General features: G+C 60.1%; 14 protein-coding genes. 2 read left to right on the plus strand and 12 right to left on the minus strand.

What is annotated here, in order from left to right; all coding sequences use genetic code 11:
• Positions 1-560 precede the first annotated feature (560 nt).
• Genes XH79_RS20555 through XH79_RS20610 form a run of 12 tightly spaced genes read right to left on the minus strand, consistent with a single transcriptional unit; the run spans position 561 to position 9,208 of the window.
• On the minus strand, positions 561-716 hold the full coding sequence (locus tag XH79_RS20555) for a hypothetical protein (RefSeq protein ID WP_271582773.1): 156 nt from the start codon (positions 714-716) through the stop codon (positions 561-563).
• 53 nt (positions 717-769) lie between these two features.
• On the minus strand, positions 770-1,807 hold the full coding sequence (locus XH79_RS20560; protein ID WP_271526506.1) for an EscU/YscU/HrcU family type III secretion system export apparatus switch protein: 1,038 nt from the start codon (positions 1,805-1,807) through the stop codon (positions 770-772).
• The gene (gene sctT / locus XH79_RS20565; RefSeq protein WP_271526507.1) at positions 1,804-2,625 is read right to left on the minus strand and encodes a type III secretion system export apparatus subunit SctT; all 822 of its coding nucleotides are present in this window, start codon (positions 2,623-2,625) and stop codon (positions 1,804-1,806) included. The genes XH79_RS20560 and sctT overlap by 4 nt, the downstream gene beginning before the upstream one ends.
• 10 nt (positions 2,626-2,635) lie before the next feature.
• On the minus strand, positions 2,636-2,911 hold the full coding sequence (locus tag XH79_RS20570) for an EscS/YscS/HrcS family type III secretion system export apparatus protein (RefSeq protein ID WP_271526508.1): 276 nt from the start codon (positions 2,909-2,911) through the stop codon (positions 2,636-2,638).
• A gap of 2 nt (positions 2,912-2,913) precedes the next feature.
• Entirely contained in the window at positions 2,914-3,579 is a 666-nt protein-coding gene (gene sctR / locus XH79_RS20575; protein WP_271526509.1) for a type III secretion system export apparatus subunit SctR, read from the minus strand.
• A complete protein-coding gene (gene sctQ / locus XH79_RS20580) occupies positions 3,572-4,693 on the minus strand; it encodes a type III secretion system cytoplasmic ring protein SctQ (RefSeq protein ID WP_271526510.1) in 1,122 nt (373 codons plus the stop codon). Before sctQ ends, sctR begins: the two co-directional genes overlap by 8 nt.
• Complete coding sequence (locus XH79_RS20585) at positions 4,690-5,226, minus strand: hypothetical protein (protein WP_271526511.1); 537 nt, start codon at positions 5,224-5,226, stop codon at positions 4,690-4,692. The genes sctQ and XH79_RS20585 overlap by 4 nt, the downstream gene beginning before the upstream one ends.
• Positions 5,202-6,557, minus strand: coding sequence for a type III secretion system ATPase SctN (gene sctN, locus XH79_RS20590; protein WP_271526512.1), 1,356 nt, complete (start codon positions 6,555-6,557; stop codon positions 5,202-5,204). Before sctN ends, XH79_RS20585 begins: the two co-directional genes overlap by 25 nt.
• Complete coding sequence (gene sctL, locus XH79_RS20595) at positions 6,554-7,174, minus strand: type III secretion system stator protein SctL (RefSeq protein WP_271526513.1); 621 nt, start codon at positions 7,172-7,174, stop codon at positions 6,554-6,556. Before sctL ends, sctN begins: the two co-directional genes overlap by 4 nt.
• Positions 7,171-7,809, minus strand: a complete 639-nt coding sequence (locus XH79_RS20600) for a nodulation protein NolU (protein ID WP_271526514.1) — start codon at positions 7,807-7,809, stop codon at positions 7,171-7,173. The genes sctL and XH79_RS20600 overlap by 4 nt, the downstream gene beginning before the upstream one ends.
• Before the next feature lie 11 nt (positions 7,810-7,820).
• Positions 7,821-8,687, minus strand: coding sequence for a type III secretion system inner membrane ring lipoprotein SctJ (gene sctJ / locus XH79_RS20605; RefSeq protein WP_271526515.1), 867 nt, complete (start codon positions 8,685-8,687; stop codon positions 7,821-7,823).
• Between the two features lie 8 nt (positions 8,688-8,695).
• Positions 8,696-9,208: a nodulation protein NolB gene (locus XH79_RS20610; RefSeq protein WP_333921003.1), complete on the minus strand. Its 513-nt coding sequence runs from the start codon at positions 9,206-9,208 to the stop codon at positions 8,696-8,698.
• A 172-nt stretch (positions 9,209-9,380) separates the two neighbouring features.
• Here XH79_RS20610 and XH79_RS20615 point away from each other — a divergent pair, with 172 nt between their 5' ends.
• On the plus strand, positions 9,381-10,076 hold the full coding sequence (locus XH79_RS20615; protein ID WP_271526516.1) for a secretin N-terminal domain-containing protein: 696 nt from the start codon (positions 9,381-9,383) through the stop codon (positions 10,074-10,076).
• A 297-nt stretch (positions 10,077-10,373) separates the two neighbouring features.
• Positions 10,374-11,240 (plus strand): hypothetical protein, encoded by an 867-nt coding sequence (locus tag XH79_RS20620; protein ID WP_271526517.1) that lies wholly within the window; start codon positions 10,374-10,376, stop codon positions 11,238-11,240.
• Positions 11,241-11,577 lie beyond the last annotated feature (337 nt).

An 11,577-nucleotide genomic window follows, 5' to 3' on the forward strand; every position in this document is an offset into this window, starting at 1 on the left:
TGATCGCAGTGGATGCCCTCGACGGCCGGAAGCAGATACGCCGGCTGCGTACATGATCCATTAGAACCATCTCGGCGACTCGCGCAACCAGGCGACCGCCAGGCACTTGACCGCCGCGGCACCACTATACGGGATCATCCAGAGGTTCTTGCCGACCGAATGCGAAATCCATGCCTCGAGCTAACTCCCGGCGCAAACCTTCAATGTTCGGCGAAGCTTGTCCGGTGTCAGCTAGCGGGTTGGGTTAGGTGAAGCAATAGACGCTGCAGGCACCCTGCGCGGGAAGACGGCGTTGATGGACAATGGTGGCAATACTCCTGCGTCCCGAGTTTAGCTGGAGGCTTGCTTTTCCCCCCGCACGCAGGCTTATGCCCTGCGGCTCTCGAACGTGTGCGGCGCAATGTGGCACTCAGGCCGATCTTGAGACGTATAAACGCTGTGATCGTATGAACCTGTAGCAGCGCGGCTCAAGATAGGCGACCAGAGAGCATGCTACAGATGGCGGCCGTCCTAGTTGACGATCAGCGCTACCGGCTTGTCAACCGAATGGCAGGGCCCCTCTAGCCAAGGTGGTACAAGTGGGCGTCCTCGAGGGTGTAGGCGCCGCAGCTCTCGAAATGGCCGACAAGTTGTTGCGCTTGGCGCCGCAGCTGATCCGGTGATCCGGTCGGCGAGGCCGCGGCCCAGAGGCTTTCCATCGTCGCCTCGCCGAACATCCGAGCCTTCATCGAGCGCCAGGCTGCAGATCGGAGCGTCAGAACAGGATGACCTAGACTAGCCCCGCAGCATAGAGTGCTTTTGCGACCGACTCGAAATATTGCGAGGGAACCGGGTTGCCGAGCCTTGCTTTGCCGAGCAGCTGACGCGCCAGGACATCGTCATCCACAATGGTAAGGTGCAGCGCGCGCGCCTCACCAAGCAGCTGCGAAGCAGCTTCGCCCTCGCCGCGGCAGACCAAGACCGGAACGCCGGTCTCGCCTCGGACATAGCGCAGCCCAATCAGCGTTGCCGATCCCCGCAATATCAACGTGGCTCGACTGATGCCGATCGGAGCCTCGTTGGCCGACTCTTGCCGAAGACGCCGGTGCTCACGCTTCACCTGCGGGTTGCCTTGCTGTTCCTTGTTCTCCCGCTTGGCCTCCGTTTCCGTCATGCGCATGTCCTGCATAAACAAATAGCGCTGGATTAGAAGGTCAGCCAATCCGCCGACCAGAAAAGCTCCGGCGGCAATCCCAATCAGCAGCTTAACCTCGGTGAAGACGAAGCCAAAACAGCCCATGCCGCAGACTGGCAGGTACACCAGCGCTTTCCAGCTCGCGATCACGGTGAGAAAGAAGGTCGCACCAAGCAAAACCACCTTAGCCAGGGTCTTGCCAAGCTCGATGGCCGAACGTTTCGAGGCGATGCGTTTCAAGCCTTTGATGGGATCCAGTTTCTCGAGCTTCGGCTTGAGCGGCTCCGAAGCAAACATAAAGCCGCCATTAGCCAGGACATTGGCCAGAAGAGCTGCTGTCACGGCGGCGGCGAGCAACGGAGCGACAGTCGCAATCGAAAGTTCTAGCAAGCCGCTGAGCGCTTGTGGCACCGCGCTTGTGAACGGCTGCTCCTGCAGTTTATCGACGAGCCGGACCGTCTCCTGCCACTTGTCCTCGATCGCACCCGCTCGCCACCACAGGCAGCCGAAACCGGCACAAGCGCTGACGCCGCTCACCAGATCCGAGCTGCGCGCGCTCTGCCCCTTCTTGCGTGCATCGCGCAGCTTCTTGGGCGTCGGAGGAAGTTTTTTCTCCTCACTCGTAGAGCTCATCTCAACAGCTTCTTCAGATACTCTAGCATGTTGTTCGAGGTCAGGATTTCGGCGCCGGTGTATTCAAGCAGATAGACGGTGTAGCTGACCATGATGACCCCGAACGCAACATTCTTGATCATCGGGGAGAGATCGTTCATCTTGAGCTGAGATGCAAAACGGCCGAGCATCATGACCGCGATATCAACCAGCAGCAGCAGGCCCAGCACCGGCCCGGCGACCAATAAGGTTGTCATCATGATACGATCGAGAAGGGCCAGACATTCCATTGCCCCTTGCGCTGTCATGGCAGGCAGAAACTGATAGACAGGCCACACTAGGTAGCTGCCATAAAGGCCGCTCACCATGGTCTGCAGCCCGCCGACCAGAACGAAGATCGTAACCGCCGTGACACCGAGAAAAAGCCCGGTTCCGGACGCTTGGCTGTGCGTCGCGGGATCCTCCCCCGCAACTTGGCTTGAAATTCCTCGTTGAGTATCGATGATGTCGCCGACTGCCTGTATACTCCACATTGGGATACTGAGCAGGATGCCGAGCATAAGACCGACGAACACCTCCTTCAGGCCAAGCATGGTAACGCTGACCAGGCGCGTGTTCGGGTCCAGAGCCTGCAGACCGAGCTTGATCTGAGCGAGGCACGGCAGTCCGATCGCAATCGTCAGGCTTCCCCGAACGAGGCCGCTGATACGCGGCCGGGTGAAGACGGGAAGCACCAGCATGATGCCTAGGGCGCGGGCCGTACTCAGCCCAGTTGCGGCGACGAATTCGATCGTGCCCTGAACGAGGGCTTGCGCCTCTGCGGGTGACGGGCCAGCCATTCAAGCTCTGCTAGTATCTTGCGGTGAGTGCTGGAAACTCGCTGAAGATGTGCTCGGCCTGGTCGATTAGTGGAGCGCTGAGTACGGGAGAGAACCCGGCTAGCACGGCGACGACGACCAGAAGCTTGACTGTCAGCGGCAGGGTTTGATCCTGGAGCTGAGTTGCCGCCTGGATGAGGCCAATGATCAGTCCGGAGATGAGAGCTGCAAGCAGCGGCGGCAGAACCCAGATCAAGAAGAGCACGAGCGATTGACTAAGGTGCGTAAGAATGCTGGCTTCGTTCATGGTCAACCTCCTGGCGTCGTGTAGCTTAGTACCAGCCCGTGCATGAGACGTGACCAGCCGTCGATAGTGACGAACAAAAAGAGCTTGAAGGGGACAGATATCACCGTGGGGGATACCATCGACATACCCATGGCCATCAAAATCGTCGTGACAATCAGATCGATCGTGATGAAGGGAAGATAGAGAAGAAAGCCGATTTCGAACCCACGCTTGAGTTCGGAAATTAAAAACGACGGCACGAGAATTGAGAAATCATCTGCCGTTACGCTGCCGCGCATCTCCTCCGACCAGACATGTTCGGTGGACGACAGGAAGAAGCGGCGCTGCTCTTCATTGGTGAATTTCTTCAGATGAGCACGCAGCGGCTCCTGTCCCTCCTTGGCGGCCGTCAGCCAGTCATCGAAACTCTGGTAGCGAAGTTGCGGATCGGTAAGGCGGTTATAGGTCTGCTCGAAGACCGGAGCGCTGATGAAGACGGTCAGGATCAGTGCCGCCCCGTAAAGGACGATGTTCGGCGGGATCGATTGGGTCCCCAGCGCATTGCGCACGAGGAAGAGAACAACCGAGACCTTGATAAAGGCGGTGGTTGTGACAACAGCGAAGGCCAGGAGGCCAAGGCCGACGGTTATCGCAAGAAGCGCAAGGATGCTGGGTTGAATCTCAGTCATTAAGCGCCAACCTGCCGCGCAACCTGACAGCCAGCTCGTCGCCGATCCGCACGATGTCGCCCCGGCCGATACGTTGGCCGTTGGCAACGATATCGACCGGCCCATCAAGAGGCCGGCCAAGTTCGAACACGTGGCCTTCGGTGATGGTTCGCAAGGTTCCCAACGGCATCGGCCAGCGGCCACATTCGAATACGAGTGTGATCTCGATGCTGTCGATATCCGCCTCTGACGGGGGCTGCTGTTGCAACTGGCTTTCGGGCATCACATCTTCACTTTTTAGGGGGTGGGATCGCAAGCGGAATGGGCCTCGCAGCACCAGCCTGTCGCCGCCGATCTCTGCAGGGGCCCACAATCGGTCTGCAGCGAGAATGACCTGGCCTCGCGCGAGTGGAATTGCGTCCGGGAGCAGCGCATCGCCTTGCTCTGCTTGGCGAAGAACGCTGATCGCGACGCGGAGCGAACCGATATGGCCTGCAACGATGACCGGGAATTCGGAAAGCAGCCTGGCCGTCTGTCGCGGTAATCGGCCGAGCAGGCCGCCGAGGACGGTGAAAGCTGGCGGAACGGGACCGTCGAGTGGCGAGAATAGAAGCAGCCGAGCCTTGCTGGCGAGCTCACCATAGGCGATGTCAAGTTCAAGATAGGGCCTCGTACTCCGCGCTTCCTCGGTGCGGACAAGCTGCAGATTCCGCTGCGTCATTCTTTCCAGCAGGGCAAGCAAGGGTTCAAGCGCAAGTTCCAGGACCAGCGAACGCGTCGGCTCAGACGGCAAGGTAAGCCCATCCTGCACGGTCCCAACCAGCGCTTCCGCAAGCTTACCTGGCAAGGACAGGATCAATGTTTCACCATCTACTTCGAAGACGCAGTCAAGCATCGACGCCGCAGCCGGCTCCGCCTGCCAGACGGTTCGGCTCACGCGCACAGAGAGCGGCTTCTCGCCGAGGAGGCCTTGCACGGGCGCACGCAACGCTGCGATCTCGTTAAGCCACGAGGCTACGGCGTGCGAGAGAATCAGCGCCGGCATGAAGGCTGCGGGCTCAGCCGGCCGATACGATGCCGGTGCGGCTTCCGCGCCGCAGGCCCCTAGCTCGCGCGGGAGAGGATCTGCAATCATGCTGGCTCACCTCCCGTCTGACCTGATGGGCCTCGCCGGTAGCGGAGCAAGACTTCATCATCGGATTCGATTTCGGTGGCGGCTTCGAAATGAGCATTCGTGATGCGCCGAACGTCCTGATCGATCTCACGCCATTTCTGGCTCGCCGCTGAACGCTTGGTCCAAACGGCCCTGGCCTCGATAACCGCAGCCTCAGCTTGCTCTTGAGCAGCACGGGCCTTGTCAAGAACGCGCTGTGCCGCTGTGATCTCGTCTGTGAGTCGCCCGATGATGAGATGATAGCGCCGCTGCAGTTCGCACACAGATATCGCATCGGCTGCGAGGATCTCCCGATAGAGCTCCGCCTCGACCTTTGCGCGGCGCTCTTCGGCAAGTGCAAGGTGCTCGCAAGCTTGTTGGACAGCTTGAGTCGCGAGGTGGCGCTTGGCTTCCACGTCAGACAATTCACGAACGGCGCTTCGCTCCCGCATGTCCTTTACGAGCCGCAGCTTTGAGGCATGAGCGGGACTTAGGCGGTCAAACGCGATATCCATGCGATCGTCTCCTCAAAGCTGCACGCCTCACCCTGCCCCTGGCGCAGAAAGGCCCGCAGCTGCTCGATCGAGGCGATCGCCCGATCGGTCAGCGGATCAGAGCCTTGCTTGTATTCACCCACCTTGATCAAGAACTCGGCCTCAGCGTAGCGTGAGAGCAGATCACGGAAGAAGGATGCCGCCTTGCGATGCGGCACCGACACGATCGCATCCATGACGCGGCTGCGGCTCGACAGCACATCGATAGCCGGAAAATGCTCCCGAGAGGCCAGCGCGCGTGAGAGAATGATGTGGCCATCAAGAATGCCGCGTGATTCTTCCGCTATTGGATCACCCGTGCCGTCACCTTCGACAAGCACGGTATAGAAGGCCGTAATGGAGCCTTGCTCGCCCATGCCGGCGCGCTCCAACAAGCCCGGCAACAGCGCAAAAACGGATGGCGGAAATCCGCGCCGCGTCGGCGGCTCTCCTGCGGCAAGGCCGATTTCACGCATAGCGCGGCTAAAGCGCGTCAGAGAATCCATCATCAGAACGACGCGGAGGCCCTGATCACGAAAATATTCGGCCAGCGCTGTCGCCATGTGGGCGCATTGGGCCCGCTCCATCGCCGAACGGTCGGAGGTCTCCACCACAACGACGGAACGGTGAAGGGCTTCGCCAAGATGACGTTCAATGAATTCGCGCACCTCTCGACCGCGTTCGCCGATCAGCGCGACGATAGTGACGTCGGCCGCCGCGCCTCTTACGATTTGCGACATCAGCGTCGACTTGCCGCAACCGGCATCACCATAGATTCCGATCCGCTGACCTTCTCCGCATGTCAAAAGACCGTCCAGGACACGGACGCCGAGCGGGAACGGCTGTTCGATCCCGCGCCGTTTCATCGGATTGGGCGCCCTGCCGCGCAGCGGTCTGGCTTCGGCGACTTTTATCGGGCCCTTGCCATCGAGCGGTCGGCCAAAACTGTCGATCACTCGGCCGAGCAAATCGGGACCCACAGCCACTTCCTGCATTCGCCCAGTCGTCACCACCTCCGCGCGATTGGACAGCCCCACCATGTCCCCGATGGGCGTGAGTAACACCCCGTCCGGCAACAGACCGATCACCTCGGCCTCGAGCGACCATCCGCTGCGAGGATCCTGCAACAAGCATAGTTCCCCGACCCGGGCCTCCGGCAAGACGGCGTGCAGCAGCGTGCCCACGGCCCGCGTAATCCGGCCGCGGACAGCGCGTGTATCGATGTTCTTGGCGGAAGATCTCAGGGACGAGAGTGCGGCCTTTACGGTTCCTTCTGCGGCCGCGGCATGATGGGTCGATCGTTGCACGGTCACGATTCAGCTTCCTCTGACAAGCCAAAGCCGAGACGCAGCGCGCGCAGCTGCGCCGCAAGTCCAAGATCGACATTGCCAAACTCGCTCCACAAGACACATTGATCCGCGCTCAGCGCCGGATCCGCCTCAATCCTGACCTTCGGACGGCCCTCAATTCCGTCATAGTCCTTGAACTCACTGGCTAGCACGTCGGCTTTCAGTGGGGATACGTGAAGGCAAACCTCCGTGTTCTTATATCTTTGCTCGATGGCATGACGAACGCACTGGACCAGCATCTCGCCCGGATCAAACGCGCCAAGCAGATCGCGAACGATCTCAAAGACCACTTGCGGCAATTCCCGCTCCAGAACCGCCTTGCGCTGGGCCAGTTCACAAGTTGCCTGCGCAATAAGCCGAGCCATTTCCTCTGCGCCGGCCTTTGCACCCTCGGCGCGGCCCCGCGCCCGTTCCCGCTCATAAGCCTGGCGTGCCCACCCGCGCACCCGCTGCAGATGCCGCTCGGCAGCGGCCCGCGCCCGTACGGCATCGTGCCAGATCTCAAGCTGCGCAGCTTTTATCAGGGGCCCAAGAGGCCGAATCTGCGGGGACGCGGGTGATCCTAGGGCATCGGCCGTCATGCTCCGGCATCCTCTGTACGCAAATGAGCCAAGACGAGGGAAAGCAGAGGGCCTGCTGCGCTACGGTGCTCAGCAGTTGGACTCTCGGCGGCCGTCCCCACGGGCAAGCGTAGAAGCACGCGGATACGAGCAAGGGGCGAAGTCTGTTCGAGCCAAGCGCCGAGACAAGCATGCCCGTCATGTTCGATCTGTCGCGACAATTGCTCTGGATCGAGGATCGGGATCGTTGCGACGGCACTTGATAAATGCCGGACAGCGAAAACGTGCGCTTCGGCACCGATCAACTCTACCAATATGGGCAGATCGTGCCTGGAAACCAGCTTGAGGATGGAGCGTGCATGCCAGATGCTGCCCGCGAGCAGCGCAGCCCGCCGCGGATCATGCCCGAACAGAGCATCTTCGTCCCAGTCGGCGCAGCTAGCCTCCACTTTGCTGCCCAGCAGCAGTTCGGCGAGCCTTGGCTGCAGCCTGGCACTCTGCTGTAGCCGAGCCAACGTGGAGGGCGAAAGCAGCGGGTCAAGAAGCGCAGCAAAACGACCGGGATCGACCGAGGCAGCAAGCTCGCGCAGCCGATCGGCTGCAACCGTGAACGAAGGATTGGGTCTTGTGGTTGTGGTTGACATTGATGCCGACATGAGCGTTCAGACTATGACGCATCAGCAATCATCTTTTTGCCCGCCGCTTGGTCAGCAGGCACACGCGAGCGCCGACCGAATATGCTCAACTTACGTGATGATTGTCCAAACTGACGCATGCGCGGGCCCAGCAATACGCAAGATACGATGCCCAATACCGCTCCGGCGCCTCCAACAGCTAGCGCAAGTAACGGCGCTGAGCCGGCTCTTGCTGATTGAGCCGTAGGGACTACCGGCGCGGCAGGCTGCTCGATTGGAGCGCGCTCGACCGGCACGAAGACGACCGCAACCTTGTCGTAGGACAGCCCTTCAATGCTGTTTGCGACGAGCATCTTGATCTGCGGCAACAGTGCCGAGAGCTTCGCGCTGGAGCCGTGGCGAATGAAGACCGAGGCTGAAGACGGGGTCGCATCTTGCCGCAACAAGTCGTTCTTCGGCAGAACCACGTGGACGCGTGCTGAAAGGACGCCATCTATATCGCTAATCGTGCGCGACAATTCTTCGCTTAGAGCATAAACGTAACGTGCCCGCTCCTCGATCGGCGAGGCAACGAGGCCCGATCCCTTGAAAACCTCGCCAAGATTTTTGAAGGATTGGCGCGGCAGCCCCTCAACATTGAGCAGGTCAATCGAATAAGCGAGCTGCTTTTCCTCCACCTGGATTGTACTGGTTCCGTCCTTGGCGACAACACGGACAGCATCAACGCCCTTGCCAAGGAGAAGCGCGAGCATCTCATTAGCCTCGCGCTCCTGAATTTTGGTGTAGAGATCAGCCTTACAACCGATCAGCGAGAGGAGAAGGGGCATAGCAAAACACATACGAAGCCGCCGCCACGATTGATCGCCGCCGCAGCTACCCCTTTTCATATCGCCAGTCATCAGCTTACTCAGCCGGCCGACAGCAGCTTGTTTAGCGACGAGCTGACGGCGCTGGTGCCCTTGGAGACGAGGGAAACCTGAATAACATCCCTATACACGTCTCGCAGATTCGTCATCATCGATTCAAAATCGGCCCCAACCGGTTTAACAGTCGCATGCGCGCCAACGTTATCCACCTGCAAAAGCAGCTGCGCAGCCGGTCCAGGCTGCACGACAGTCGCGGCAGCCGGCGCAATCGGCGGAGGAACGGCGCGGCCCTGGTAGATACTGGAAAGGGTTTGGAGGATTCGGTCACCGGGCGGACTCGCCAGCACATTCGTGCGCTGGACCTCCAACATTGGCGGAGCTGCTGCGGGCCGGTCCCCGGGCGGGAAAGCAGATCCCTGATTGGAAGCTACTTGCGCCAGGGACTGCTCAAAGCGCGCCTGCTCGCCAGCAGCTGCCGGCGAGCAGGCACTGGAAAGACAATCGGCTGAATTGGGAGGGATCGGCGTTGCGCCTAACAACATGGAGTGAGTCATTGTGCTCGTTTGTTGAGACCTAGGCGTTAGCCGATGAACCGATCAAGTTCATAGGCGGGCGAGCTGACGAAAACCTGACGGAGATCGGGCTGCCTGCGTCATCTAAAGATCACGTTTGGCTCCCAAGCTTGGACGAAACTCAAGCCTCATGATGAGCGGAAGGCGTCCAGGAATGCTCGCGCGATCCACGGTGGTACATGTTTTGAAAAGAGCTCTTTGTGCCGGCGTTTTCATCTGTATCGGAATAATGCGCTCGTCTGCTGCATCCCTTTCGCTGCCGTCCGCCCCTTATAGCTATACCGTTCTCGATCAGGATCTTTCTGCGGCGCTGCAGGAGTTCGGAAACAATCTCAATGTCAGGGTCAATGTAAGCGCCGACGTCAGGGGCCGGATTCGCGGACGAATGCCGGACCTGCCGCCACGAGAATTCCTTGACCGTTTGACTGCCCTGTACAATCTTCAGTGGTATTACGACGGGCTCGTGCTTTACATCTCTGCCGCCCACGAGGCGCAAAGCCGGCTCATTGTATTGAACCCAATCAGCTTCGATGTGCTCAAGTCCGCGCTCGACGCGCTCAACATCTCGGATGAGCGCTATATCGTGAAACCGGCTCCGGGAGAGAGCCTCATCCTTGCTTCTGGCCCACCCCGATTTGTTGCGCTGGTGGACCAGACCCTTAAAGGCCTTGTGGCGGAAGCGCAGGCCCGGCGCGGTCCCGTCGCCGCCGAGAGGCCACAACACGAGTCGGTTTTGATGTTATTTCGCGGCTCCTCGAGCACGGTCTTCCGGGACGGACGGCTGGTAGCTTCTCCCGAAACGCCGCACCATGAGGGCACTTTGCGCGAAGCCGGTCCAGGCCAGAAGTGATGGTGAAAGCTGCAAGACCGCTCGGAGCGAAGTCGGTCCATCCGGCGTCCGCCTATATCATCCGGTCGTCAGCTTTTCGAAAGCTAAAGTCCCCAGCATGAGCCTGCGAGGTCTGGACGGCTGCCTTCTTGTGACAGCTCCGATAGATGGATCAGAGACCGGACGCTCGAAGGAAATGGATAGCGCTGTCTTGGCACGCAGCGCGAGGCATCAAGGATCAACGTGGCCTCCGAGCGCGTGCTTTCGAGCAAGCTGAGGCTTCGCGTAGGCTCGATGCGCGCGAGAAGGAGAAACAGGGTGGATTTCAATGCAATCGCCCCGGCCAATACGAGCCCGGAGCCCGACACAACACGGGCGGCTACAGATGCAACCGATTTCGAGCGGAAGCTCAGCGGCACAGAGGCCCCCGCTTTGGCGCAGGGCGTCGTCCATTCCGTGCTGCAGGGCGAGGCTTATTCACCCTATCTGGACGCGGGCCATCCCTACTCTCCATACTTCGAAACCGGACACCTCTATCCGCCTTACCCAGATTTATCCCATCCCCATTCGGCAGGCTCGGGTTGGCAGGATAGTCTGTATGCCGCGCCTGCGGCCGTCGCCGCGCCAGAGCGGGATAACGGCTCGCGGCATCTCTCGCCGCAGATCATCGCTCAGGCGATCGAGGAACATCCCGGCTTCGATCAAGATCTGATATGGCAGGCTCTGGATGCCGGCCCGTCGGATGCTGAGCCACGTCACGGTGAGCCACAAGCGGGGACCTCGCATGCAGGTCCATCGCGCACCGCCCCTTTTCAGGGTGAGCCGGCCCACGCCGGCCTCTCCCATGCCCAGCCATTGCAGGCGGCGCCGTCCCGAGCTGGGTCTTCCGCAGCTCCGCCCGAACTTTCCGCGTTCCGTATGTGTGACGGACATCTCGCCAAGGACTACTGGGTGTTTACGCCTCAAACAGCCACAGGCGCTCAGATCGATATGCTTGAGCGAAGCGGAGTGAAGCCAAGCCAGGACCACCCGACAACAATCTTTACCATTCTCGGCGTGCCTCATACGGCAGAATGGAGAGAGGAGGACTTCATTCGTCTCACACCCTCGCTAGATCCGACCCTTTGGCCTGAAGAGGGAGAGCAAGAGCAACCTGAAGAGGCGGAAGATCCGCCCATCGGCTAACGGCTGCAGCCGAGCAACCGCAGGGCGATCCCCGCGGGGCCGACACCGGCCTTTTCAATGGCAGGACACCTGGTAAGAGGCGACCTTGCCGGCGGCTATTCCGCGGCCACGCTTCTCTTTTCAGGCCATTTCATAAGCGCCAGATCAGCTCGCGCGAGGGCAGCGGTCAAGTCAAAGATCGCGCGGGCCAAAAGGTGCACTTCCATGGCGCGCTTTTTTTGGCTCGTATCGTGAGACAAAGGCAACCTCTCTATCCAAAAGTAGCGGAACGCAGATGTCCATCCGATCCACTGGCTCCCAAACGTCGGGAGCCGGACCTATGTGCGCCGATGTTCGG

The organism is Bradyrhizobium sp. CCBAU 45389 (assembly GCF_028128625.1).
In the GTDB taxonomy this organism is placed as follows: Bacteria; Pseudomonadota; Alphaproteobacteria; order Rhizobiales; family Xanthobacteraceae; genus Bradyrhizobium; species Bradyrhizobium liaoningense_B.